At 57.3% G+C, this 22,700-nt stretch carries 26 protein-coding genes, 2 tRNA genes and 3 pseudogenes; 12 read left to right on the forward strand and 19 right to left on the reverse strand.

Annotated elements, in window-relative coordinates; all coding sequences use genetic code 11:
* The first annotated feature begins 157 nt into the window (after nucleotides 1–157).
* The 4 genes from FY156_23450 (at nucleotide 158) to FY156_23465 (ending at nucleotide 4,475) form a co-directional block, all read left to right on the forward strand.
* Nucleotides 158–1,228 (forward strand): Tim44 domain-containing protein, encoded by a 1,071-nt coding sequence (locus tag FY156_23450; protein UXS04429.1) that lies wholly within the window; start codon nucleotides 158–160, stop codon nucleotides 1,226–1,228.
* A 450-nt stretch (nucleotides 1,229–1,678) separates the two neighbouring features.
* On the forward strand, nucleotides 1,679–2,866 hold the full coding sequence (OpgC, locus tag FY156_23455; GenBank protein ID UXS04430.1) for a succinyl transferase OpgC: 1,188 nt from the start codon (nucleotides 1,679–1,681) through the stop codon (nucleotides 2,864–2,866).
* Between the two features lie 201 nt (nucleotides 2,867–3,067).
* A complete protein-coding gene (mnmA, locus tag FY156_23460) occupies nucleotides 3,068–4,264 on the forward strand; it encodes a tRNA 2-thiouridine(34) synthase MnmA (GenBank protein ID UXS04431.1) in 1,197 nt (398 codons plus the stop codon).
* Nucleotides 4,265–4,398: 134 nt separating this feature from the next.
* Nucleotides 4,399–4,475, forward strand: a tRNA-Met gene (locus FY156_23465).
* Here FY156_23465 and FY156_23470 read toward each other — a convergent pair.
* From FY156_23470 to FY156_23555, 18 genes and pseudogenes are all read right to left on the reverse strand, one after another.
* On the reverse strand, nucleotides 4,432–6,045 hold the full coding sequence (locus FY156_23470; GenBank protein UXS05223.1) for a recombinase family protein: 1,614 nt from the start codon (nucleotides 6,043–6,045) through the stop codon (nucleotides 4,432–4,434). The two genes, FY156_23465 and FY156_23470, sit on opposite strands and share 44 nt — an antisense overlap.
* A 248-nt stretch (nucleotides 6,046–6,293) precedes the next feature.
* A pseudogene (locus FY156_23475) lies at nucleotides 6,294–6,683 on the reverse strand (hypothetical protein).
* Complete coding sequence (locus FY156_23480; protein UXS04432.1) at nucleotides 6,683–6,991, reverse strand: hypothetical protein; 309 nt, start codon at nucleotides 6,989–6,991, stop codon at nucleotides 6,683–6,685. Before FY156_23480 ends, FY156_23475 begins: the two are co-directional and overlap by 1 nt.
* 4 nt (nucleotides 6,992–6,995) lie before the next feature.
* Nucleotides 6,996–7,400, reverse strand: a complete 405-nt coding sequence (locus tag FY156_23485; GenBank protein ID UXS04433.1) for a DUF4031 domain-containing protein — start codon at nucleotides 7,398–7,400, stop codon at nucleotides 6,996–6,998.
* Between the two features lie 3 nt (nucleotides 7,401–7,403).
* On the reverse strand, nucleotides 7,404–7,943 hold the full coding sequence (locus FY156_23490; GenBank protein ID UXS04434.1) for a hypothetical protein: 540 nt from the start codon (nucleotides 7,941–7,943) through the stop codon (nucleotides 7,404–7,406).
* Nucleotides 7,944–8,380: 437 nt separating this feature from the next.
* Nucleotides 8,381–8,542 (reverse strand): annotated as a pseudogene (locus FY156_23495) (WYL domain-containing protein).
* A 427-nt stretch (nucleotides 8,543–8,969) separates the two neighbouring features.
* On the reverse strand, nucleotides 8,970–9,197 hold the full coding sequence (locus tag FY156_23500) for a hypothetical protein (GenBank protein UXS04435.1): 228 nt from the start codon (nucleotides 9,195–9,197) through the stop codon (nucleotides 8,970–8,972).
* A gap of 10 nt (nucleotides 9,198–9,207) precedes the next feature.
* Nucleotides 9,208–10,320 carry a DNA polymerase III subunit beta gene (gene dnaN / locus FY156_23505; GenBank protein UXS04436.1) on the reverse strand — a complete coding sequence of 371 codons (1,113 nt, stop codon included), beginning with the start codon at nucleotides 10,318–10,320 and terminating at the stop codon, nucleotides 9,208–9,210.
* Between the two features lie 2 nt (nucleotides 10,321–10,322).
* Complete coding sequence (locus FY156_23510; GenBank protein ID UXS04437.1) at nucleotides 10,323–10,832, reverse strand: hypothetical protein; 510 nt, start codon at nucleotides 10,830–10,832, stop codon at nucleotides 10,323–10,325.
* Between the two features lie 14 nt (nucleotides 10,833–10,846).
* Nucleotides 10,847–11,764, reverse strand: coding sequence for a DUF2303 family protein (locus FY156_23515; protein UXS05224.1), 918 nt, complete (start codon nucleotides 11,762–11,764; stop codon nucleotides 10,847–10,849).
* Between the two features lie 36 nt (nucleotides 11,765–11,800).
* Nucleotides 11,801–12,157, reverse strand: coding sequence for a hypothetical protein (locus FY156_23520; GenBank protein UXS04438.1), 357 nt, complete (start codon nucleotides 12,155–12,157; stop codon nucleotides 11,801–11,803).
* Between the two features lie 35 nt (nucleotides 12,158–12,192).
* The gene (gene ssb, locus FY156_23525; protein ID UXS04439.1) at nucleotides 12,193–12,684 is read right to left on the reverse strand and encodes a single-stranded DNA-binding protein; all 492 of its coding nucleotides are present in this window, start codon (nucleotides 12,682–12,684) and stop codon (nucleotides 12,193–12,195) included.
* Nucleotides 12,684–13,802 (reverse strand): phage Gp37/Gp68 family protein, encoded by a 1,119-nt coding sequence (locus FY156_23530; GenBank protein UXS04440.1) that lies wholly within the window; start codon nucleotides 13,800–13,802, stop codon nucleotides 12,684–12,686. Before FY156_23530 ends, ssb begins: the two co-directional genes overlap by 1 nt.
* Nucleotides 13,795–14,085, reverse strand: coding sequence for a helix-turn-helix domain-containing protein (locus FY156_23535; protein ID UXS04441.1), 291 nt, complete (start codon nucleotides 14,083–14,085; stop codon nucleotides 13,795–13,797). Before FY156_23535 ends, FY156_23530 begins: the two co-directional genes overlap by 8 nt.
* 62 nt (nucleotides 14,086–14,147) lie before the next feature.
* Nucleotides 14,148–14,789 (reverse strand): annotated as a pseudogene (locus FY156_23540) (hypothetical protein).
* A complete protein-coding gene (locus FY156_23545; GenBank protein UXS04442.1) occupies nucleotides 14,789–14,974 on the reverse strand; it encodes a hypothetical protein in 186 nt (61 codons plus the stop codon). The pseudogene FY156_23540 and the gene FY156_23545 overlap by 1 nt, the downstream one beginning before the upstream one ends.
* 67 nt (nucleotides 14,975–15,041) lie before the next feature.
* Nucleotides 15,042–15,227, reverse strand: coding sequence for a hypothetical protein (locus FY156_23550; protein UXS04443.1), 186 nt, complete (start codon nucleotides 15,225–15,227; stop codon nucleotides 15,042–15,044).
* Between the two features lie 558 nt (nucleotides 15,228–15,785).
* On the reverse strand, nucleotides 15,786–16,487 hold the full coding sequence (locus tag FY156_23555) for a helix-turn-helix transcriptional regulator (GenBank protein ID UXS04444.1): 702 nt from the start codon (nucleotides 16,485–16,487) through the stop codon (nucleotides 15,786–15,788).
* Between the two features lie 351 nt (nucleotides 16,488–16,838).
* Here FY156_23555 and FY156_23560 point away from each other — a divergent pair.
* A tRNA-Met gene (locus FY156_23560) sits at nucleotides 16,839–16,915 on the forward strand.
* Between the two features lie 176 nt (nucleotides 16,916–17,091).
* Here FY156_23560 and FY156_23565 read toward each other — a convergent pair.
* Nucleotides 17,092–17,388: a hypothetical protein gene (locus tag FY156_23565; protein UXS04445.1), complete on the reverse strand. Its 297-nt coding sequence runs from the start codon at nucleotides 17,386–17,388 to the stop codon at nucleotides 17,092–17,094.
* A gap of 145 nt (nucleotides 17,389–17,533) precedes the next feature.
* On the opposite strand from FY156_23565, the gene FY156_23570 reads away from it, so the two are divergent.
* Genes FY156_23570 through FY156_23600 form a run of 7 tightly spaced genes read left to right on the forward strand, consistent with a single transcriptional unit; the run spans nucleotide 17,534 to nucleotide 22,564 of the window.
* Entirely contained in the window at nucleotides 17,534–18,034 is a 501-nt protein-coding gene (locus tag FY156_23570; GenBank protein UXS04446.1) for a hypothetical protein, read from the forward strand.
* The gene (locus FY156_23575; protein UXS04447.1) at nucleotides 18,031–18,483 is read left to right on the forward strand and encodes a GNAT family N-acetyltransferase; all 453 of its coding nucleotides are present in this window, start codon (nucleotides 18,031–18,033) and stop codon (nucleotides 18,481–18,483) included. The genes FY156_23570 and FY156_23575 overlap by 4 nt, the downstream gene beginning before the upstream one ends.
* Nucleotides 18,480–18,665, forward strand: coding sequence for a hypothetical protein (locus tag FY156_23580; protein UXS04448.1), 186 nt, complete (start codon nucleotides 18,480–18,482; stop codon nucleotides 18,663–18,665). The genes FY156_23575 and FY156_23580 overlap by 4 nt, the downstream gene beginning before the upstream one ends.
* Nucleotides 18,665–21,274: a DNA methylase N-4 gene (locus FY156_23585; protein ID UXS04449.1), complete on the forward strand. Its 2,610-nt coding sequence runs from the start codon at nucleotides 18,665–18,667 to the stop codon at nucleotides 21,272–21,274. Before FY156_23580 ends, FY156_23585 begins: the two co-directional genes overlap by 1 nt.
* Nucleotides 21,271–21,621: a hypothetical protein gene (locus tag FY156_23590; protein UXS04450.1), complete on the forward strand. Its 351-nt coding sequence runs from the start codon at nucleotides 21,271–21,273 to the stop codon at nucleotides 21,619–21,621. Before FY156_23585 ends, FY156_23590 begins: the two co-directional genes overlap by 4 nt.
* Nucleotides 21,618–22,196: a hypothetical protein gene (locus tag FY156_23595; protein UXS04451.1), complete on the forward strand. Its 579-nt coding sequence runs from the start codon at nucleotides 21,618–21,620 to the stop codon at nucleotides 22,194–22,196. The genes FY156_23590 and FY156_23595 overlap by 4 nt, the downstream gene beginning before the upstream one ends.
* Entirely contained in the window at nucleotides 22,196–22,564 is a 369-nt protein-coding gene (locus FY156_23600; protein ID UXS04452.1) for a hypothetical protein, read from the forward strand. The genes FY156_23595 and FY156_23600 overlap by 1 nt, the downstream gene beginning before the upstream one ends.
* The last annotated feature ends 136 nt before the right edge of the window (nucleotides 22,565–22,700 follow it).

The raw sequence follows: 22,700 nt of genomic DNA on the forward strand, positions 1-22,700 counted from the left end.
TTTTTCCGTTTTGACGGTGCGTCTGACTGGCTGATTATCCCTATGGTTGCATATCACGAAAAATTTTATCGGCTCCGACTAAAAATGATGATCCTGAGTTGCTATATCGCTTTTCATGACATGCCGCTCATGGGAGGGCGGCCAACAGGAGAAGACGATGTTTGCTGCCTTTCGGCGCTTTAAGGGTTTGTTTGCGGTCGCCGCGTTGGGGATTGCGGTTTCTTTCGTAGCGGTCGATATGGCCGAGGCGCGGCGCGCCAGCGGTGGTCTCGGCAGCCGTGGAACACGCACTTATTCCGCGCCGCCATCCACAAGCACGGCTCCGGGACAGGCAGCGCCGATCAACCGCAGCATGACGCCAAACACGCAGTCCGGTCAGCCGGGTGCGACGGCGCCTAACCGCAATGCGACGGCACAGGCGCCGCAGCAGAGCCGCGGTATGTTCGGCGGCATGATGGGTGGCCTCATGGGCGGTCTGTTGATGGGTGGCCTGTTCGGTATGCTGATGGGCGGTGGCTTCGGTGGTATGGCCGGTTTCTTCGGTATGCTGTTGCAGGTGCTGCTGATTGGTGGACTGGTCATGCTGGCCATGCGTTTCTTCGCATCGCGCCGTCAGGGTCAGCCAGCCTTTGGTGGTGCAGGCAATAACTCGGCACGTACTGACTATTCTGCCAATAATCATGCTCCGCAGGGCGGCTCTTCGTTCAAGATTCCGCAGATCGGCTCCAAGACAGGCTCTTTCGGTGGCGCCGCTGCGGCTGCCGCTCCGGCGGCCGCCAAGCCTGTCCCGCACGAAAATGCCATGTCGGAAGGTGATGAAATTGGCGTTACGCAGGGCGACCTCGAAACCTTCCAGAAAATGCTGGAAGACGTTCAGGCAGCCTACGCTGCTGAGGATTACGGCACGCTGCGCAAGCTGACGACGCCTGAAGCCATGTCTTATCTTGCCGAGGAACTGAGCGACAACGCCACCAGCGGCGTCAAGAATGATGTGAGAGACATCACGTTGCTACAGGGCGATGTTGCCGAGGCCTGGCATGAAGAAGGGCAGGATTTCGCCACCGTTGCCATGCGCTATTCCGCAATCGACGTGATGCGTGACCGCTCTACGGGTCAGGTCATCGAGGGCGATGAACAGAACCCTTCCGAATCGGTGGAGATGTGGACCTTCGTTCGCCGCGCCGGCAATGATAACTGGCAGGTTGCCGCTATCCAGGCTGCCGCCTGAGGAAATGGCAGCGTTTGGAATTGACGCCGACCGTCGCCGACCAGTGAAGTTGAAAAAGCCCGGACGCCGAAAGGTGTCCGGGCTTTTTTCTTTCTGCAATCTCTGTTCACAAAATTGTGCAGAAAAATGTCATGGCTCCGATCTGTGTTGGAGGCGATGGACTGGCGCGACCCTTTCGCCTGCTATGCAGGGGATTGCGCCGATATGCGCCTGGGCAGATGGCGCGGAGGCCTTCCTCCTTCTCACGGAAATGCCATCTTTCATTCATCCAGCATTCAGTCCCGGGGTCATAACCAGAGGGTGCACACGCCAACGTGAGCTGCTTCCCGCTTTAAACCGCTTTCAAGAGGGAACCACAGCCTGAAATCAGCGTTGACGATCCAGCCCCGGTTCTCGGGGAGAAGGAGTGGCCGGGCGCTGCACGGCCCGCGAGTATGGAGAGCTATCGACATGAAACGCTTTGACCTGATCGACGGGATGCGCGGTTATTTTCTCGTCTTCATGCTGATAAACCACCTTGTCTTTGCGGGTGGCTTTTGGCTTGTTGAAATCAATCACAGACAGTTTGCGTTTGTCGAGGACGCTCAGGGCTTCGTTTTCCTCTCTGGCCTGCTGATCGGTATGGTATACGCCAGAAAGATGATGAAGTACGGTTATGACGCCGGAAAGCAGGCGATCTGGAACCGGGCGATGGAACTCTATCGCTACGCGATGGGTCTCGTGATCGCCGTTCTGTTCTTTCGAATGGTTATCCCGCACGCACCTTACATCTGGTACAACTGGCTTGGCATGACCTCGTTCGACGATCCGCTGCGTCTTGCTGCGATTGCGAGCTTCCTGTTCCAGCCGACATTCATGGACATTCTGCCGCAATATATCGTCTATATGATTTTTGCGCCTGTCCTTGTGAAGCTTTGCCTGGATGGCAAGTGGGCCTACGTTATTGCCGGTTCGTTGCTGGTCTGGATGGCAGGACAGCTTGGCCTGCAGCAGATCGTTACCGCTCCGCTCAACGAGCTTGTGAAGGGTGCGGATGAGCAGGGCATTCGCGTCAGCTTCAATATGCTGGGCTGGCAGCTTGTGTTCTATTCGGCGCTGGTGCTTGGTGCGATGACTGCACAGGGCCGCATCCAGTGGAAGAAGATCTTCTCGCCCGAGAACTCCTGGATTCCGAAGGCGGCTCTGGTGATCTGCCTGTTCTTCATGCCGCTTCGTATCGCAACGGCGTGGAATCTGATGCCGGAATTCATGCTCGGAAAATTCTCCTCCATGGAAATCCGTGCGGACTTCGGCCCGGTCTATCTCATCAACTTCCTTGCTGTCGGCGTTGGCCTGACATGGTTGATTATTGCCGGCCCGCATCATCACCGTCCGCTGGTGCGGTCGATTGCCAATGGCGTCATCTGGGTGCTGTCGCTCAAGTTCCTGCAGCTTCTCGGCCGTCATTCGCTTCAGGTCTATGTCTGGCATGTCGCCATCGTCTACGGGATCTATTATGTCGATGGCCGTACAGCAGAACTGGGTCAGATCGAAAAGACGATGATCGCCCTTACGGGTATTGCGCTTCTGGCGGTGCCTGCGCTCTGGCGCGAGCGTGACAAGTGGATCGGTGACGGTCAGAAGACTGCTGGTGCCTGATAGCCCTTTATCGTGATCTTCCTTTAGCGCAGGGCGGCTTTGCCGCCCTGTACTTGCGTGTGAAAGCAATTCTTTCTATATGCAGCGCTGAAAATCCGGCGAAATGGGGATGGATGATATCCTCGAAAATCCATATCGTACCGGATGAAACGACAGGCGGCGGGGCCTTGACCCCCGGTATGACTGACGATTGGAAAAAACTTGAACACGCTCGATTTTGACAAGAAGCCGGAAGACACCCGGATTGTCGTCGCCATGTCTGGCGGCGTGGATTCATCCGTTGTTGCCGGTATCCTCAAGCGTGAGGGCTATGATGTCCTCGGGATCACGCTTCAGCTCTATGACCATGGTGCAGCCGTACATCGTGCTGGCTCCTGTTGTGCAGGGCAGGACATCGATGATGCGCGCCGCGTTTGCGAAACGCTGGGCATTCCCCACTATGTGCTGGATTACGAAGCGCGCTTCCGCGAAACGGTTATCAATCCCTTTGCTGAAGCCTATGCGATGGGCGAAACGCCGATCCCCTGCGTCGCCTGCAATCAGACTGTAAAGTTTGCAGATTTGCTGGCCACCGCCAAGGAGCTTGGCGCCGATGCACTGGCAACCGGCCATTACATCCGTTCGCGCCGTAACCCTGTTCCGGGTCATCCAGATCGTCGCGCGCTTTACCGCCCAATCGATAGCGATCGCGACCAGAGCTGGTTCCTGTTTGCGACCACGCAGGAGCAGATCGATTATCTGCGCTTCCCGCTCGGTGGTCTTTCCAAGGCTGAAACACGCGAGCTTGCCGAAGATATGGGGCTGGTGGTCGCCAAGAAGGCCGATAGCCAGGACATCTGTTTTGTGCCGCAAGGCAAATATACTGATATCATCAACAAGCTGAAACCGAATGCGGCGCTGGTAGGCGATATCGTTCATCTCGACGGTCGCGTTCTCGGCCGCCACGACGGCATCGTGCATTATACGATCGGTCAGCGCCGCGGTATCGGCGTCGCAACCGGTGAGCCGCTCTATGTCGTTCATCTCGATGCACGCGGGCGACGGGTGATTGTAGGGCCACGTGAGGCGCTGGAAACGCACCGGGTTTATCTGCGTGATGTCAACTGGCTGGGTGATGGCGCGCTGGAAAGCGACGCGCAGTCTGGCTTCTCCTGCTTCGCCAAGGTCCGCTCGACACGGCCTCCGACAGAAGCCGTGCTGCATGCGGATGAGAAGGGTGTCTACGTCGATCTGATGACCGGCGAAGCCGGTGTCGCGCCTGGACAGGCTTGCGTGCTTTATTCTGCGCCAGGACCGGACGCACGCGTCTTTGGTGGCGGTTTCATTGAGCGCTCTGAACGGTCAGCCGATGCGGAGGCTTCTCTTAAGGCGCTCCTCGAAAATCAGGTTGCAGCCTGAAACCGTTCGCTTTTTTGCTCCTGTGCAGAAAGCGAACTTTTTGCGCATCTTGCGCTTGACACTTTGGGGAGCGGCACCTTATAAGCCGCTCATCCTGACGGAACGGCAGTCACAAGACAGTCATTTCCCTCTGTGGCGGGGTAGCTCAGGTGGTTAGAGCAGCGGAATCATAATCCGCGTGTCGGGGGTTCAAGTCCCTCTCCCGCTACCATACGTCCCCCCAACATTTCTGCCGGGCTCCCAACGAGAGCGGCAATGTGCCCGACGATCTCGGCTTCAACTCCCCCGTCTTCCCTGTCGATAACCGTGACGTGATCCACGAGATCGCGAAACGCAATGTGAACTTCCGAATCGGTGATGCGATCAAGCGATGTCAGGCGCTCTGCCAGAGCGTCGATCGAGTTTTTGTATCGAGTGATCGTGGCCGGGTGTAATTCGACGATCGGAGCGGCCGGGATGGTAGCCAGCTTTTTCTCCAAGGCATCTTTCTCAGCTTTCAGCGGGCCGTATTGAGCCTCCACGGCTTCGATAGGCAGGACGCCTCTTGTCATCGCCTGCATCAGCCGATCAAGCTGCCCGCCTATGTCTGCTACGCGTCGCTCGATCGACGCGCGCTCTCGCATGGCTGTATCTGCATCGAGCCGTCTTTCCTCCCGGTATGCCCTTACGTATTCAACGAGTATCTCAGGCGCGCTCAATTGCTCTTTCAGGCCGTTGATGACTGCCCGCTCGATTTTATCGAGGCGATAACGTTTGTCATTTGCGCATGCGCCGCTCTGCGTAGAGCGCGAGCATCTGATCCGGACCGAATTGCCACTGTGATCATGGATGGACATACCGCCACCGCAGTGGCCGCAACGAAGGATGCCGGAGAGCAGACGCTTTGGGCTCCTCGTGTTTGAGCCGCCTTGTCCACGTCGTGACTTACCTTCCAGCAAGGCAAGCGCTCGGTCGTAGGTTTCCCTGTCGACGATAGCCAGATGTGGCGCCGACGCACGCTTGTATTCACTCTCGGGGTTCGGCCTGCTGATGCGTTTGCCTGTCTCGGGATCCCTGACCATATGAACCCGGTTCCATACGATCTCGCCGGCATAGAGTGGATTTCGCACTATGCCGTAGCCGCGCTGTGCTGAACCGTTGATCGTGCTGGCGTTCCACTGCGCGCCTCGAGGCGGCAAGATTTTGTCGCGGTTCAAGCCAGCCGCAATTTCCCTGGAGGTTTTACCTTCAATCGTCTCCCGATAAATGCGGCGCACCACATCAGCCTCGGGTTCAAAGATCTGCATGACACCAGGTTGCCCGGGTGTTGGCTGATAGCCGTAAGCTTTGCCGCCGGCGTGCCGGCCCTCCCGCACTACGCCCGTCATTCCGCGACGAATCTTGTTTTTCAGATCGGCGAGGAACAACGTCGACACGAGGCCTCGGATGCCGACCTGAATGGCGTCGGTCTTGCCGTCATGGATAGCAAGGATTTCGACACCAGCGAAGGCCAGCCGCTTGTGCAATCCTGCCAAATCTTCCTGGTCGCGTGAAAGGCGGTCGAGCGCTTCAACTATGACGGTTTTGAATTTGCCAGATCTGGCATCTTCCATGAGGCCGAGTAGTCCGTCTCGTCCGAAGATCGACGCGCCCGAGCGCGCCTTGTCGTGGTATTCTCCAGCGATGATGAGACCGTTTCGGGCGGCGAACTCTCGGCAAACAGCGATTTGATCGTCAACGGACCGCTCGTTTTGCAGATCAGTTGAGAACCTCGCATAAATGGCTGCTCTGTTTTCTTGCATGCTTCCTCACTATTTGCCGCCGCCAGCGCTCGATCGCGGCGTGCGTCAGCTTTCGCCAAAGCCCGGACAAAAGCAAGTAACCTCGGATCGGCCGTTGTCATCGCTTTGTCCTCTCAATGTTGTGGTCCTCTGGCTTAGTCATCGAGAGATCCGAAAAGCTGAAGTTGTGTTGAGTTTACCGAAGCCGCCTTTGGCTCCTGTGGCTTAATCCATTTTGGCTCAGGATCTATCGCCGCTGCGGCGGCCGGTTTCCATTCAAAGAAACCGAGGGAACCTACGGCGGGAATGAAGTCAACGGGGCGGGTGTCCTTCAACAGCAGCCCCTTCGGGCCAAAAAACCAATCGCTGTCCAGGTCGGTGACAATATCGGCGATCGTGGTAACGCCGATGATGCCGCCGCGCTGGAGGTCTGCAGGGGCGGGGCAGGCAACACCGAGCGTGGCCATAAAGTCCGCGGCTTCCTCATATTCGGCCCGCGTCATACCTTTGGAGGCATGAACGCAGCATTCGCCACGAAATTTCAGCCCTGGGTTCCTCTTCCTCCAGCTTCGATTTTCGACGGGCTTGCCAGCGTAAATAACGGCCCATGCCCACGGCTGACGGATAGATAAGGCCAGTTTGGGGAGAGTAAATGACATCACATACCACCGCCTTTCTTGACGAAAACGCGGATTGTTGGAGCGGTTCCGTCCGCCAAGCGCGCGAATGCTTCGGCTTTAAACTCGGAGAGATCAAAGCCCTCTTTTACGAAATAGCGGACGGCCCCAATGGGCTGATCTTCTTTTCCGGTTTCGCAGACCACTATACCGGCTGCAACTAGCTCATCTAGCGCTGATTGCATTTCCGGCGACGGGACATTCTCAATCATCCGGTATTGCAGTTTAGATTTGGACATCCCGAGCACCGAACCAAGGACTGTCCTAGCGGATAGAGAAAGGCTGCTCATTACGTCATTCCTTTGAGTAATTTGCTTCTTCGGCCATGATGCCGCGCGCGGTGCGCAACTCTTCGATCTGCTGGATCATCGCTTCAGCGCGCTCAACAACGTCGTGGCGATTGTTGATTTTCCCCCAAGCGATCTTTAGACGGCTGGTATGAACCACCGGTCCGAATTTGTCGGTGAGTATCGCGCCAGCAGCGATCGCGAGCGCTTTTTTTGAAAGCGCGATGTCGAAGTGGACCCAGGAGGCATCTCGATGCTTTCCGAATGACAAGGTCTTGTGACCCTGTATCCATTTCCGCTGGACGCCAATCTTGTCCACCATAGCTAAGAGCTCGTCGTCGGTGTCCGCCCAAAGATGGCACATCACCATGTTGCCGAACCGGTGACGCACGTCATCAACGTATACTGCCATGGGTCACCTTTTAGCTTTTGTGAGATCATCATGATGCTGTTCGCATGGCGCATGTTTGCCGCCGCCGAAGACGTAGTCGCGCCACGGTGTCCAGCACCATTGACCATCCCGGTTTCGCAGGAAGCCCCACGCGCGTCCGGACCGGCCCCGCCACACAAGTGTGATTATGCGGCCTTGGTCGAAGCGCGGGTTGCGCTCCTTGCCACCGTAAAGGGCTATTGGCGTGGAGTATCGACCAAGGACGCGATGACAATGCGTTGCGGGCCGGTAGTGCAGGCGAAACGCGCGAACGACTTGGCGGCGGGGATGGTATTGCGTCGGAAGCGGACCACTCATCCATATCGGTTCCGCTACTTCCTCCACATAGCTGGTTAGCGGAAACGTCCAGAAGTCCCATGGGTGATCATGATGATCCGGATCGTTGTCTCCGCGGTAGAATATGTGAAGGCGCAATCGGCCGATCCAATATCGCCGCATGTAAGGAGTGCGGCTCTTGCCAGCATCATCAAAAATTGTATGCGCACCGATGAAGCGATCAGTCATTCGCCGCCCTCCTGCTTTGCGGGTGCTGCGGCGGCAATGGCGTTGTCGATAGCCTCATCAAGAGTTTTGCCGAACCCGAGAACATCGCCTGTTTCATGCTTCACGCTCGGGAAGTGATTGCCATATGGCTTGAGGTCAATGCGCCCGGATTTTCCGACAAGACGGACAAGGTACTTCGCAGGGCAATTTGGATTGTGCTGCACGGCGTAGGTTACATCGCGCAACCTTTCCAAGCCCGCCACGTCCTGCACCTGTGCAGAGAGAACGGCAATAACGTCTTCATACGCGCGAACGCGGTGCTCTATCTGATCTGCCCCGATGGTTGGGCCGCCCCATTGCCTGCGCTCAAATAGATCGTCTTTCGACTTCTTGATCATCGACGTGACGATCTCTGCGGCTTTCGATGTCACCGGTGACGCGGGCGTCGGTGGGTTGAAATCCTTCAGCGCAAACGAGCGCTCGACGTTCTTTTCCACATCGATGGCAATCAGCAGCCATTGCGGTTCTGGATGCCACTCCGTCGCGCTGAATTCCAAGCGGATAGGTAGAATTTTGCGCGTGGAAATCTCGCCGCGCCAATTTTTGTATGGCAATGCCAAGGGTTCAACAGGCTTAGGCGAAGGGCTTTTCGATCTGGTTCCGCGGAAAAGATAGACAACCTCCGTCGGGCCTTTACTGCCCGCAGCTGCGATTTTTTCGATGTTCTCAACATCGCGGCTCAGATACTCGCAGCCGAGATAATCCACGGTTATGGCGGCGTATGGCTCACCGTCACTGAAAATGATATCAGTCGGCTCGGGTAGAACGGCGATCGTGCCTGGCTGAAGAGAGGCCGCGCGTAAAGCTCCCGTATCAAAATCTTCAACGGGCTCGATCCGGACACTTGTCATCGCGATCACGCCGGCTGCAAGCGCATCAGCCCACCGCTTCTGAACGCCTGCCGGGAGATCGTCCCACTTTTTCCCGTATTCGCCGGTCATGAAGTTTTCGTAGAGCGCCCGGGCTGGGTTTGGATTGATAGGTTTTTCAGCCGTGAGCATTGGCGCGTCCCCTCACTTCCATGAGATCGGAAAAGGTGCAGAGGAAGCTCGCGGCGAACCGCTGGCTTAGCTCATTCTTCTCGTCTCGGCCCATGTGATGATTGGCAATCTCGAGCGCTGATACCGCGCCGAGTGCCACCAGTTTATTTTCGACGGAAAGACCCTCGAGGATCTGCTGGATGACGTTCGTCGCTTGTAGTGTGGTTTGATCCATGTTCATCGCATCACACGCGCATCGGCATGAGAACGATGAGATTTTCCTTATGGTCGCCGTCTGCACGAAAGATCGTGGGGCTAGTGCTCTCCCCAAGGGCGATACGAACGGTGCCTTCTGGCAGGTGCTCAAGCGCCTCGAGGACGTATTTCGCGTTGAAGCCCGTTTCCATTTCAGCCTGACCGTCATAGGCGACTTCGTCTTCCGCGCTGCCGGCATCAGGATTGGTCACGAGAAGCTTCAGCGTGCCTTCCGAGAAGTGGAACTTCATCGCCCGGCCGCGCTCCGTTGAGACCGACGACACGCGGTCGACGGCGGAGGCGATGGCTTTGGCATCCGCCGTCACGTCGGTGGCATTATTAGCGGGGATGACCCGGACATAGTCAGGGAAGGTGCCGTCAATGAGTTTCGACACGAGGCGTGTCCCGCCGACGGTGAAACAAATCCTTGCATCGCTGAGCTCGACGAAAACGTCGCCATCTTTAGGCAGGATCTTCGAGAGCGTCGCGACCGTCTTGCGCGGAATTATCACGCCAGGCGCATCCGCCGGAACCTGGTCGATCATAACGATCCGCTTTGCGAGGCGGTGCCCGTCGGTCGCAACGAACAGCATGCCGTCCGCCGATGGATGCATGTAGATCCCGTTGAGATAGTATCGAGTCTCTTCGGTTGAGATAGCAAAGCCTACCGCTGAAATGGCTGACTGCAAGGCTTTCGCCGGTATCGTGAACTTGTGAGGCAGGTTGCTGACATCCATCGACGATAGATCGCTAGGGGGCAGGGCCTGCAATGAAAACCGTGATCGGCCCGCTTTGAAGGTCACCGAATCGGGAGAGCCTTCCCGCTCTTTCGCCTCGGCCGATATATTCGCTCCGTCCGGAAGCTTGCGGACAATATCGCGAAGCAGGTGGGCTTGGACGCTGAACGGCTGAAAATCCACTGCGACAGTAGCCGAAAATTCGACCATTGCTTCCGTATCAAGATCCGTCGCCCGAGCCCGCAGGCCTCCGTCAGTCCGCTCGATCGCGACGTTCGCGAGGATCGGGATTGTGTTTCGTCGCTCGACGACATCACTGGAAAGTGCGAGGGCTGCGGCAAGGGCTGATTTGCTGGCTGTGAACATGCTTATTCCTCCGCGCTTTCGGCGTCGTTTGCTGGTTGCTGGATGAGCGATTTGCAGTCGTCGGAAATCCGGTAGTGGAATTTGGGCGACCAGTATGAGGTGTCGATAACGACGCTTTGCGGCTCCGCCTCTCGATGGCACTCGGCATAGATGCGGGCGAATTCATCGACGGTCTCAGCACAGATCTCGCTCTCATATTCCCAGAAGGAATTCGCCTCGTGCTTATCGGAGCTTTGATCCTGATGTTCTTGCGGCTGCGAAGTTTCGAACATTTCGATGGTATGGGCGCACCGCGGCGCATTTCCATGGGTGCCGTCGGGATTGACGCTGATCTCGATATTGCCTCGCTGTTCGACATATCTGAAAGAGAGCTCTTCCCCTGGAAGGAAGAGCGGCTTTTGACCTGCTGACGCGGTCGTAAGAAATGGCAGCCATGCCTCAGGCGATGGCCTGCCAGCCGGCAAGACCTCATCGATCATGAACGTCGGGTACCAGGTTTTCATTGAAGTCATGGCTGCTGCTCCTGTCAGGCCTGCATTTCCGGAGTGCCCTGGAAGCTTGGCAAAGCGGTATCGGCGGCGGCGCGCGTCAGGTCATCGCGCACCTGCTTGGTGACGTAGTGGTCGGGGCGGTAGAGGTGGAACGACCAGACGAGACCGGAAGGCGTCTTGCGGTACCGGAGGCGCACGGGAATGCGCGCCGTTTCCCCTTCGAAGAAAGGCGGAACCGAGAGAATGAACATGCCCGGCACGTCGATCCGGTTGCCTTCCTTGTCGTGGGTTTGATGGTCTTCCTCGAACACGATCTGCCCGGCGCCGTTCTGCAGCGATACAACATTCTTGACGCGTGTCTCAGCCGTGACAAGAAGACCGCGGGAAAGGGTAACAAGCTGGTTCGGGAACGCGACCTTGAACGAAAACTTGTTCTGGAATTCGAGTTCTTCAGCATCGTCGGGAGCGGCGAGATCGGCGATGTGATCTTCGATGAACTCAGCAAAGTCGGTTTGGGAAATTGCCTTGCCGTTCATTGCTGTCCAAGCCTTCCACTCCTCAGAGAGGGGAAACTCGTACTGGATGCGGTGTTTACCGTTGTCGGCCGCGCCGCCGTTTTCTTTCTTGTGATAGTCGATCACGGCAGTCAGCGACGGCCTTTGCCAATCCATGTTCGCGAAGATGACAGAGTGCTCAGTCTTGTGACGCTCAACCAGTTCGATGAAGCTCGACAGCGTTGTGACGTGCGCGGTCCCTAACTTCGTTTCGGGGCTGGTGCGCCAGCCGTCGAATAGATTTTTGGTGCCGATGACGCTTCCGTCCTTCGGATCGAAGATCACGGGGACTTTTTTGGGAACGCCAACGGCGTCGTTCGGCGCCTCAATGAAGCGGACATCGAGGCCGCTTTCCTTTGCAAGATTTGCAATCGCCGCGACGGCGGACGCATTGAGCATATCAGTAGCCACTGGGTGTTTCCTTTCCTGGCTGTCTTACTGGTTGAGGTTGGGACGGCTGCGGTCGATTTCGCGCGGGCCGGGGAACATGTCGTGCTGCTGCGGATGCTCGGTGGACAGGCGACCGCCTTCGATCACCCAGTAAACCGATGCCTTCCGGGGCAGCTTTGGCAGCGTCGGGGGCGGAATTTCCGCATTGATCTCGACCATGCCGTTCTTGACGGCGAGGTTGAGCTTGAGCGAAACGCCGCCCTTGTAGGTGACGTTCGGCCGGTCGTTCGAAAGCTCGAGCAGCTTTTCGAGGGTTTCCGTCAGCTTGATGGAAAGCTCAGCGTTCAGATCGCCGCTTTCCAGCATGCCGAGGAGGGATTGCGCATCTCTGATGATCTGCATGGTCTACTCCGGTTGAAAGAGAGGTGAGCCGTTTCTCAGAACGGAATGTCGTCATCCATGTCGTGGCTGAAGTCGCGGCGGTCGCTCGCGTTTGAGCCACTCGAGCCGGATTGCCGGCTAGATTGTCGCCCGTACTGGTCAGGATCGGACGCCGGCGGCGGGCGGTTGCCGCTGCCCTGACTGTCAAGCATGGTCAGCGTCGCATTGAAGCCGTTCAACACCACTTCGGTTGTGTAACGATCGCCACCGTCAGAATGCTGCCATTTGCGGGTTTGCAGTTTGCCTTCGATGTAAACCTTGGCGCCCTTCTTGAGGTACTGCTCGCAGATCTTCACGAGGCCTTCGGTGAAGACCACGACACTGTGCCATTCGGTTCGCTCTTTCCGTTCGCCGCTGTCCTTGTCCCGCCAGCTTTCGGATGTGGCGAGGCGAAGGCTGGCAATTCCGGCACCCGCCTGTGTATGTCGGATTTCCGGGTCGGCGCCGAGGTGTCCGACGAGAATGACTTTGTTGACCGAGCCGGCCATTAGATTGTCCTTTCGGTTTTGGGGAAAGCGTCGTGGAGCACGCCGTCAAGCATGCGGCCGGAGGCCTGTTTGGTGGCTCGCTTCATGACGTGAAATTGCTCACCATGGAAACCGATACCTCCTGCGAGGTTCAGCCATCTGATGTTTGAATGGCGGTCATGAAAACGCCCGCTGTAGTCAGCCCGCCAATCAGGATCATCCCTGTCCCTGTCGAGAACGCTGATCCAATTGCCCCATTGCTTGAAGAAGAACGGTACGCCTGCTTCGAGGCATTGATCTCGGACAGACCTGACCCAGGCAGGGTGCATTGGACGCGCCTGCGGGCCACTTTCACCACCAAGAACAACCCAATCGATGCCCGGCCCGCAGCGCTCATCATGATGATGGTGCGGCAACATCGGATTGGTCGCGTGGAGCCGACCGTGGATAACTTCGCCCTGCTGACCATGGTGCCGGTGAGTTCCGCCGCATCCTCTCTGGCCGCCCATCCACAAGGTTCCACCAGTGGACTTCAGGAGATCAATCCCACCAAGCATCGGTTCGATGCTTACCCATCTAACCGCAGCTGGTGTTTGAAGAAGAAGAGGTATCCGTTCGTCCGCCCGCGACTGATCCTCGGCTGATACTCCTGCCCAGACATTTGGTAAGATGACCGGTGGGCTAACGGTGTGCCGACCGAGTTCCTTGTGGATGATGTTTTCCCACCGCCGACGCGCGAGCGGTTGATTGCCCAGATAGACGCGCATCCTCTCAGGCCGCTTCGTAAGAACCTGAAAGGTGTGACGAGAAGCTACCGCCATCACTGCGAAAACTCTGTCGATCCATTCGTCTGGCACATTTTCGGCAAAAAGATCGCCATGTGCGCAGACGAAGATCATCCGTGGCCGCTTCCATTCTAGCGGCTGGCGAAGCCATCCTTCGTTGAATTTCACGGCTCCGTTCCAAACTGGTCCGGACTTCGACGGTGACGTTAAGCCGTTGCGGCTGGCAGTGTGTTTCAAGCGGGTGCCAGCAAGCTTCATCGCATAGCAGTTGGTGCATCCCGGCGACACGACAGAGCAGCCGGTAATCGGGTTCCATGTCGCATCGGTCCATTCGATATGTGTCCCGTCAGCCATGGTGATCCTCCGCACGTGCCGGCATTTCAAGGCGATAACCAAGGTGGCGACTGGTGATGATGGAAACGCCATGCGGAGCTACTGATCGGCGTAGGCGGTTCAGGAAGGCATAGGTGCACCCACGGGCATCCAGCGGGCCACCGTCCGGATCGTCGCTATAGACGCGATCGGCAAGTTGGTCGGCTGAAAGAAAGCTCCTCGCTTCAGCCAGAGCCAGAAAGATCTGTCGCTGGCGGCGGGGCAACATGATGCGGTCCGCGAGTTCGATAGCTTCCTGTTTCATCGGCCGCTCACGATCTTCCGATGCATAAGGTTGTTGTTGGCTGCGTTCATCCGCTGCTGGATGCCTATCAACCGATCGAAGCACTCCAGAAACGCGAGTTCGGCCTTCGCTGGTGCCCACGGCGTAATTGCGCCGATGGTTAGGGGAGCGGGAAACCTGGATAAGGGATACTTCTTGCGCGCGGCGGCGCCGAAAAGGCTTTCCGCCTCGGCGGCAGCCATGCGGACATCCATGCGCTCGACAGCGTGCGCCTGTTTCTTCGTCCACGCACTCGGCGCGGGCAAACCTGCCGCCGCATAGATGGCACTGTCCCATCCGGCCTTTGCTGAAGCGACAACGGACCGGTAAGCTTCAGCGGACTTAGGCGAAAAGTCGTCGAGCATTGCGGCGACAAGATCCTGTTTAGGGCGGCTATCGTCACCAAGCTTGTATTCGTGCGCATCATGCAGGAGGAACAGCGCCGCGGTGAGCTCGTCTTCCCCTTCACGCAAAAGCGCCTGAGCGCCCATAACGCAATGCTGGGCGTCGCTATATCCGACGCCAGGATATGTTCCGGTGAAGCGATTGATTTTGGCGAGGCCGAACGCAACTTCGTTGAAATCGATCTCACACGCTTCGGGATGCGCAAGGTCCATCAACGAACCGTCCGGCCGAAAGAAGTCGATGCGCTTGCTGCAGAGGCGGGGGGCGGAGATCGATGTCATCACACGATCCCTCCGATAGCGTCGCTGGCAAGCATCGAAACGCCACAGACGAGACCGGTGGCTGAAACCAGTGCGAAGAACACAGCGAGTGCAAAAAGCACGCGGCAAAGCAGGTCTACCCGGGGCGCGAGTTCGTTTTGAACCTGCTCTTTAGGTGAAGCGCACATCGGCAATATTTGGATCATGGGAACGTCTCCATCCGTTTCGGATGCCGCCTCGAATTTGAGGCGGTCACCGAAATCGGACGTGACGTCATGCAGCCCGTTTGCGAATTTGCCGCACAGCCTGATCGTAGGCGCGGGCTCTTGCCCGGGCGCCGTATCGTGCGATTTCAGCTTGTGTGAAATGACGGTTCAGTTCTTCGGAGGTGCAACCGTCGCCGTAGCGGCGCATGGCGTCCGCCATATCCTGAATAAGTTTTTCTTCCTTGCTCTGCATTTTGCTCTCCATCCTCTGAAAGGTTGGACCGGATGGCGGGGCAGGGGATTGGGCGCCATCCGGTCGTCTCCATGCCATGTGGTTCGGCTTGGATGAACAGCGTTATAGTGGGAAACATCCCACTTAGCAATAGGAAAAGTGGGATACGTCCTATCGGCGCATTTGCTTCCCATCCAATGAGAAAAATTCCCTTTTGAATTGAGTGGCTTGGGAAGTTGCGCGAAAAACGAATCAGTTTGGACTCGACTCTTTCAGCAAGTCATGTCTTTTTTGATGAGAACGAAATGAGAACAAACAGGAGAGGAAGATGGCAACGTCGCCGGTCAATCATCCAGACGCCATGCGATTGGTTATCGAGCTAGACTCGCTTTACGTGGCTTGTGATGATTGCGGGCACTCGCGCCTGCTTGGTTACAGAAACCTTCGGGAGGCGGCAGCCTTAGGCGTGCACAACTACATGCAGTTGTGTCGTAAAATACGTTGTTCTGAATGCCCAAAGGTCCCGCCAACGCACAGAAACCTCACTATAAGGCCGAAGTGGATCGAGGGTCTCGCCAGTCAAACAGTGGCGTGAAAAACGATCTTATGTATGGAGAAAACCTTAGATGACGGGAAAGTCACCTCGTTCGGCTCGTCATCCTCAGGATTGTGCTGCCATAGTCGCGTCACCTTGCTCGACTGCGAACGAAACTCCTTGATGTAGCTCTCCCGCTGATTTTCCTCTTCAGTCGCGACCTGGACAATGACGTCATCGCCCGCGCGTACGGGCTCGTTCGGGTTAATCCAGACAGTTTCGCCGGCTTTGAATCGGGGCTCCATAGAAGTCCCGTAAACCCTTACAGCATACGCGCCTTCAACGCCCTCCAGCATCGGGGGAACGAATAGCCGTCCGACTTCAGAACCATTTAGAATAAAGCGACCGTTTGGCCCACCAATCGATTGGCCGAGCAGGGGTATATATCCGTCACCGTCAAACTTCTGGAAGCGTGGGGGGAAGCTTGCGTTCGGTTTGGTAATGGTTTGGACCACCGGCTCTTCATCATCGGCCAGCCGCACAACCTCTCCTCTGATCAGTGCATCGGCGTCCAGTCGCAAAGCCTTAGCCAGATCAGGCATTTTCTTAAGCGTGACTGTGGATTTTTTACCGTCGACGAGATCGCGAAGGAAGGTCCGCTCGATCCCCGCTTTCACGGCGGCTTCTACCGGCCCAAGATCCAGTTCTTTCAGTCGCTCGATCGCAATTTTTTGAAGTGTGCTCATGCTGCGATAATAGGAAATTTCCCCCTCCAAATGCGAATGGGATGTTTCCTATTGCAAAGTGGGAAGCATCCCACTATAAGGGGTGCATGGAAACTCAACTTGCAAATCATCTGTTGGCTCTTTCGGAAGCGTTTTGCTCTGCCCGCGAACTGGGTGAGACGACTGTTGGGAGGCATTGCGCCGCTGATAGCCGTTTCTTTGCCCGCATTCGCTCGGGTAAGACGTTCACGGCGAAGAAGTATGACGAGGTCGTGGCTTGGTTCAGTTCGAACTGGCCCGATGGATCAGACTGGCCACGAGGTGTTCCGCGTCCACAGGAGGCGGCACGATGAAGCTGTTTCCAACCCTTTATGTCGGAGTAGGGAAGAGGTCATCCCGCGTGGCTCATAACCACGAGATCGCGAGTTCGAATCTCGCCTCCGCAACCAGATACCTGCTCCCTTTCCTCCCGGGAGTACGCTGGCGCATGACGGTTGGGGGCTCCCGGCTGTCATGCGCCATTTTCCGTCTGCTGTGCGATCGTCGCGCTCAATCCTCGACGATCCCGCTTGCTGAGACAGCCATACTCCTTCCGGAGCGTTTGCTTGTGCGGTTTCCGTGCCGGCTACCGCCGAGTGCGGCGGCCGACAAGTTGGAAGCGGAATTCGTCCACCGTCATTCGCCCGCCTTCGAGCATGTTGACGATGTACCTCTCCTCGTTGGGGGCAGCCTTCAAAAGCGCGGCCTCCTGTCGATCGAGTCGTGCATCCGTCTCGTTCAGAAAATTTTCGATATCGGGGTGCGTCTCCAGAAGTTGCCGGAGAATGATCTCCAGCGCGAAGATGCGCCCCGTGATCTGGCTGCCGTCGTCGGCGGGAATATCGGTCATGAGTTGCCCCAGGTTGGTAGCGGACTGTCGCATGCTGTTCTGCCCTCCGGCGATGAAAAAAGAAAGTCTCCGTCATGTGATCCCCCGTGATCTGCTGACGCACTGAACCTCACATTTTCAATTCATTCCCACCACGGGAAAACGCAGGGAAATTTCCCGGCGCGGGAAAGGCTTTGTCATGTTCCAAGACGCATGGTTTCACCGCATCAAGTCCGCACAGCGTGACCTGATCAAACTCGTCGGCGGCATCGAGCGTGCGGCCGAGATATCTTCCATCTCCAAAAGCCACATCGGGCGCATGAATAATGCGGCTGATCCAGAGTTGATGCCGCTTTCCGCTGTTCATGCGCTCGAGGACGACTGTGGCGTTCCGGTCGTGACTTCCGCGATGGCGGAGCTTTCGGGTCGCCGGCTATCGGATCCCGATCTTGATCGTCAGGCCGACATTTGCGTCCAGCAGGCAAAGGCAGCGCTGATCGCCAAGGTTGGGGAACTCATGTCGAGCAGCGCTGCTGCTTCTTCAGATGGTTTTTTCAGTGTCGCTGAAAGCCGGCAGATGGACCGAATTTCGAACGAGATCGAGCAGGCGACGGCGAAGTTCCGCCAGGCCTTGGCAGTCGTTGCCGCGCGCGGCGGTGAGATAGTCGGCCTCCGCGTCGTCAAGGGAGGAGAGCAATGAACTTTCTCCTGAAGCCCTGCGAAGACGATACGCTGGCATATGCGCAGAAATGCATGGAGCGCGGGCAGGCGGAAGGCGCCATCCCCGCGAACCGTGGACCTTTGACGGGCCATGAAACCGCACTGGTCGCGCGTCGCGCGACGCAAGACGGGTTCCTGCGCCTCGGCGTCTCTGTCTTTTACGAGCCTGAGCCGGGCCTGCTGTGGCTTGATATGCTTTTTGTTGAGCCCGAGTTCCGGCGCCAGAATGTCGGCTGGCAGTTGTTGTTGGAGACCCGCGCACATGCCGTGAGCCAGCAATTTCGCGAAATGAGTTTCGGCACGCTGCTGACGAATATGCCGATGCGCTCGCTCGTCCGTCGTGAGCCGGGATTTTTCATGTCATCCGAAGTGCACGACGGGCAAGCGCTCGTGTTCTCGGAACGCCTGGCGCGGAGGGCGACGCGATGACGCCCCCCCTCTGTAAATCGAAAGCCGATCGTGATCGTCTTCGCCAGCGTGTCGGTGAAAGCCGAAAGGCCCAGCTGAAAGAAATACGTCGACAGGTGAAGCGCTGGAGCGATGGTGCGTCGGCGGAAGATTGCTTGGCTGCCATCAAGGCTGCCATCGCTCATATAGGGGAGCGAGATTGATGCTCCGCGATTATAATCAATTCCTCGCATCGAAAGTCGCAATCGCCCAGGAAGGTGGTTTCGAAGTCTCGGCTGACGACATCAACCCGATTCTGCAGCCTCACCAGAAGCTGATCATCATCTGGGCATGCCGGGGAGGACGACGGGCAGTCTTCGCAGCATTCGGCCTCGGCAAGAGTGTTATCCAGATTGAAATCCTGCGCATCGTCATCGCTCGGTTTGGCGGGCGAGGGCTGCTGGTGTTGCCGCTCGGCGTGCGCCAAGAGTTCCGGCAGGACTGTGAATTGCTGGTCACCGGCATCCATCCCCGTATCACCGATGCGCAGCGTGCCGCGCTTCGGGCTTGGCAGGAAGGTCATCCGGAGCGCGTGCCATCGCTGACCTTTATCCGGTCGATCCTTGAGGCTGGTGAGGCGGGCCTCTACATGACAAATTACGAGACGGTGCGAGAGGGCAAGATTGATCCCCGATTGTTCACTGTCGCGTCTCTCGATGAGGCTGCCTGCCTTCGCGGGTTCGGAGGGACCAAGACGTTCCGCGAGTTCATGCGACTGTTTGATGGCATCCGGTTCAAGTTTCTTGCCACGGCGACGCCTTCCCCAAACCAGTACGTTGAACTGTTGGCCTATTCCGCTTTCCTCGAAGTGATGGATGTCGGGCAGGCGAAAACGCGGTTTTTCAAACGCAATTCGGAAAAGGCTGACACGCTCACCATCCATCCGCACAAGGAGCATGAGTTCTGGCTGTGGGTCGCAAGTTGGGGGCTGTTTGTCCAGAAGCCCTCCGATCTCGGATGCTCCGACGAAGGTTACGAACTACCGGAAATTGAGGTGCGCTGGCATGAGTTGCCTGCTGACCATGCATCGGCCGGTACCGAAAAGAGCGGGCAGGGCCGCCTTCTGCGCAATGCTGCAGCGTCTCTTTCCGACACGGCGAGGGAGAAGCGGGATAGCCTGGGTATTCGCATTGCCAGGATGATGGAACTGCGCGCCGAAGATCCCGACGCGCACCGCATCATTTGGCACGATCTTGAGGCTGAGCGGCTGGCGATCGAGGTTGCCATTCCCGATGTGGTCAGCGTCTATGGCGCACAGGACCTCGACGATCGTGAACAGTCGATCGTCGGTTTCTCGCATGGCCGCATTCGCGAAATCGCAGCCAAGCCCGTCATGCTCGGCTCGGGCTGCAATTTTCAGCGTCATTGCTGGTGGGCAATCTTCCTCGGCATTGGTCACAAGTTCAATGACTTCATCCAGGCGGTTCACCGTATCCAGCGCTTTCTCCAGACGCACAAAGTTCGGATCGACCTCATCTACACCGAGGCGGAACGGCCGGTGCGCGACAACCTCGAAGCCAAATGGCGTCGCCACGTGGAGCAGATGGCAATCATGACAGATATCATTCGCAAGTATGGCCTATCGTCTGCGGCGATGGCTGAAACCCTCACGCGCGCCATGGGTGTTGAGCGGATCGAAGTTTCCGGCCCGGGCTATCGGCTGGTCAACAATGATTGCGTGGTGGAGTGCCAGAAGATGGGCTCCAACAGCGTTGACCTGATCGTCACATCGATCCCGTTCTCCACCCAGTACGAGTATTCACCGAACTATGCCGACTTCGGCCATACAGAAGACAATGAGCATTTCTGGCAGCAGATGGATTTCCTTATCCCGGAATTGCTGCGGGTTCTGGCACCTGGACGCGTCGCGGCAATACACGTCAAGGATCGCATCGTTCCCGGTGGTATGACGGGTCTGGGTTTTCAAACCGTTTACCCGTTCTCTGACGATTGCATCGCCCGGTTCAAGCGGCACGGGTTCGCGTTCCTGTCTCGGAAGACGATAACCACGGACGTGGTCCGCGAGAACAATCAGACATATCGCCTGGGATGGTCGGAACAATGCAAGGACGGGACCCGAATGGGTAATGGTCTTCCGGAATACCTCCTGATCTTCCGGAAGCCGCCGTCGGACAATTCGAACGGATATGCCGACAACCCGGTAAAAAAACAGAAGCGGGAATGGAAACAGGGTCACTGGGACAATCCCGACGGATACAGCCGCGCGCGTTGGCAACTTGACGCCCACGGCTACATGCCGAGCTCCGGCAATCGTCTGCTCTCGATAGAAGAATTGGCCGGCTTGGAGCATCACCAGATATTCAAGCTGTGGAAGCGTTACTCTCTCGAGACAGTCTATGATTTTGAGCACCATGTGAAAATCGCCGAGCATCTGGAAGAGCGGGGCATGCTGCCCTCAACCTTCATGCTGCTGCCACCACATTCCACGTCTGACGACACCTGGACCGATATCACCCGTATGCTTTCGATGAACACGCTGCAGGCAGCGGCGGGCAAGGAAATGCACCTTTGCCCGCTTCAGTTCGACATCGTCGATCGGGCCCTTGCTCAATATTCAGAACCGGGTGAGACGGTGTTCGATCCGTTCGGCGGTTTGATGACCGTGCCTTACCGAGCGATCAAGCTGGAGCGGAAGGCCGTCGCGACTGAGCTTAACGCTGGCTACTTTCTCGATGGCTGCAAGTACGTGGAAGCGATGGCCCGTGAGAAAGACATGCCCAGCCTCTTCGACACCTTGGAGGCTGCGGAGTGAGCGACCCGGTCTCTCTCTACATCGTCACGGATCGGGCGGAGCAGGCGGCACAGCGGTTTTTTTACTGCCGCGTTGCATCTCTTCCTGACTGGGTGCAGGTCGCCACTTCCATCATCGAGATCGAGGAAATTCCAGACGGGAAGAGCGTCCTCACGCATTTTGCAGCTGGCGGCCGGTCCACGGCTGAACAGGTGTGGTTCGAGCGCCGTCTCCGCGGCGGGCTCTTTTACGACCACGAAGCTCTCAGGGACAAGATCGAGGTCTGGCTCGACAAGAGGCTCGAATACGAGCGGAAGCTGCTTGCCCAACATTCACAAGACCATGAACGACAGGGGAATTACGCATGACGATGGTGACGGTTTTCAGGGATTATGCTGTGCAGGGAAAACATCCGGCCGCACCAAGCGCGTTCGATGTGACCCCTGAAAAGTTCGATGGTTTGCCGCCTCATATGCGTTCGGATCTGTGCCGCATGCTGACCGATGCAGGATATTCTGCCCGCCGCATCCTCCAGCTCTGCGGCATCTCGGCTATGGCACTCGCGGAACATCTGGCGCAGCGCCACCGGTATTGCATGCCGGAACGGATGCAGGCTGCGCGCCATAGCGGCGAACGCATCACGCCTCGCCAGGTCGACGAGATTGTGGAAGGTCTCGACCTTTATGCTTGCCGCGTGCTCGCGAAGATGCCCAAGGTTGGGCGGACGCACTGGCGGCGCGGGCAGATCGAGGATGAAACAGGCCTCCGGCATAACCACGGCGTGCACGCCCTCAAAGACCTTCAGGCGAAGGGTCTCGTCCGTCCCATAGGCGTCGCGGAGCAAGGTTTCATCCAGCCTTATGAGTTGACGAAAATGGGCGCCGTGGTTGCCGAGGCGATTGATCCGCGCGATATCTCGACCGCTTCCAACGGGGATGGCTGATGTTGATCCGTCTTGCCACCCGGCGCCCCCGCATCGTGCTGGTGATAGCGCCCACCCTCTATGAGTGCCGCAAGACGCTTGACGCTTTCGGCATCCCTCTTTCGAACATCGATGAAATCCGCTCGGTCACCAAGGCGCATCACCTGCGCGGCTGGTCGCGCGGCACACCATTCATCGCACTGTCGGAGCGCGACAGCTGGTTTGCGACCCAAAGCGGCCGAGAACTGAGCACGGTCGTGGACGCATTCCTCCTCAGCGGACGCCTGCGGATCGCAAGTGACGCTGAACTTTCAGATCTTCGCCAACCGGAGTTTTCCAATGCTTGCCAAAACGCCGTCCAACGATCTTTTCACGTACCTCAATCATGATCTTCAACCGTTGGCGCTACATGCAGCCAACCATCCGAGCGATGTCGCGGATCTGACAAACATTGAGCGCTCTCCGATGGAGATAGTTTTTCAGTCTCCGCCATGCGTTCTTTTTGCTCGGACTGCATCTGAGCAG

Source organism: Agrobacterium tumefaciens, from assembly GCA_025559845.1.
Classification (GTDB): Bacteria; Pseudomonadota; Alphaproteobacteria; order Rhizobiales; family Rhizobiaceae; genus Agrobacterium.

What these genes read in the sequence shown, in the direction of transcription:
- FY156_23550 (UXS04443.1), bottom strand. Translation starts at nt 15,227, where the DNA reads ATGCAGAGCAAGGAAGAAAAACTTATTCAGGATATGGCGGACGCCATG.
- dnaN (UXS04436.1), bottom strand. Translation starts at nt 10,320, where the DNA reads ATGTTCACAGCCAGCAAATCAGCCCTTGCCGCAGCCCTCGCACTTTCC.
- FY156_23480 (UXS04432.1), bottom strand. Translation starts at nt 6,991, where the DNA reads ATGAGCAGCCTTTCTCTATCCGCTAGGACAGTCCTTGGTTCGGTGCTC.
- FY156_23565 (UXS04445.1), bottom strand. Translation starts at nt 17,388, where the DNA reads ATGCGACAGTCCGCTACCAACCTGGGGCAACTCATGACCGATATTCCC.
- FY156_23545 (UXS04442.1), bottom strand. Translation starts at nt 14,974, where the DNA reads ATGATCCAAATATTGCCGATGTGCGCTTCACCTAAAGAGCAGGTTCAA.
- ssb (UXS04439.1), bottom strand. Translation starts at nt 12,684, where the DNA reads ATGGCCGGCTCGGTCAACAAAGTCATTCTCGTCGGACACCTCGGCGCC.
- FY156_23450 (UXS04429.1), top strand. Translation starts at nt 158, where the DNA reads ATGTTTGCTGCCTTTCGGCGCTTTAAGGGTTTGTTTGCGGTCGCCGCG.
- FY156_23515 (UXS05224.1), bottom strand. Translation starts at nt 11,764, where the DNA reads ATGCTCAATGCGTCCGCCGTCGCGGCGATTGCAAATCTTGCAAAGGAA.
- FY156_23555 (UXS04444.1), bottom strand. Translation starts at nt 16,487, where the DNA reads ATGAGCACACTTCAAAAAATTGCGATCGAGCGACTGAAAGAACTGGAT.
- FY156_23535 (UXS04441.1), bottom strand. Translation starts at nt 14,085, where the DNA reads ATGAAACAGGAAGCTATCGAACTCGCGGACCGCATCATGTTGCCCCGC.
- FY156_23490 (UXS04434.1), bottom strand. Translation starts at nt 7,943, where the DNA reads ATGACTGATCGCTTCATCGGTGCGCATACAATTTTTGATGATGCTGGC.
- FY156_23500 (UXS04435.1), bottom strand. Translation starts at nt 9,197, where the DNA reads ATGGATCAAACCACACTACAAGCGACGAACGTCATCCAGCAGATCCTC.
- FY156_23595 (UXS04451.1), top strand. Translation starts at nt 21,618, where the DNA reads ATGACGATGGTGACGGTTTTCAGGGATTATGCTGTGCAGGGAAAACAT.
- FY156_23575 (UXS04447.1), top strand. Translation starts at nt 18,031, where the DNA reads ATGAACTTTCTCCTGAAGCCCTGCGAAGACGATACGCTGGCATATGCG.
- FY156_23510 (UXS04437.1), bottom strand. Translation starts at nt 10,832, where the DNA reads ATGACTTCAATGAAAACCTGGTACCCGACGTTCATGATCGATGAGGTC.
- FY156_23580 (UXS04448.1), top strand. Translation starts at nt 18,480, where the DNA reads ATGACGCCCCCCCTCTGTAAATCGAAAGCCGATCGTGATCGTCTTCGC.
- OpgC (UXS04430.1), top strand. Translation starts at nt 1,679, where the DNA reads ATGAAACGCTTTGACCTGATCGACGGGATGCGCGGTTATTTTCTCGTC.
- FY156_23520 (UXS04438.1), bottom strand. Translation starts at nt 12,157, where the DNA reads ATGCAGATCATCAGAGATGCGCAATCCCTCCTCGGCATGCTGGAAAGC.
- FY156_23485 (UXS04433.1), bottom strand. Translation starts at nt 7,400, where the DNA reads ATGGCAGTATACGTTGATGACGTGCGTCACCGGTTCGGCAACATGGTG.
- FY156_23570 (UXS04446.1), top strand. Translation starts at nt 17,534, where the DNA reads ATGTTCCAAGACGCATGGTTTCACCGCATCAAGTCCGCACAGCGTGAC.
- FY156_23470 (UXS05223.1), bottom strand. Translation starts at nt 6,045, where the DNA reads ATGCAAGAAAACAGAGCAGCCATTTATGCGAGGTTCTCAACTGATCTG.
- FY156_23600 (UXS04452.1), top strand. Translation starts at nt 22,196, where the DNA reads ATGTTGATCCGTCTTGCCACCCGGCGCCCCCGCATCGTGCTGGTGATA.
- FY156_23530 (UXS04440.1), bottom strand. Translation starts at nt 13,802, where the DNA reads ATGGCTGACGGGACACATATCGAATGGACCGATGCGACATGGAACCCG.
- FY156_23585 (UXS04449.1), top strand. Translation starts at nt 18,665, where the DNA reads ATGCTCCGCGATTATAATCAATTCCTCGCATCGAAAGTCGCAATCGCC.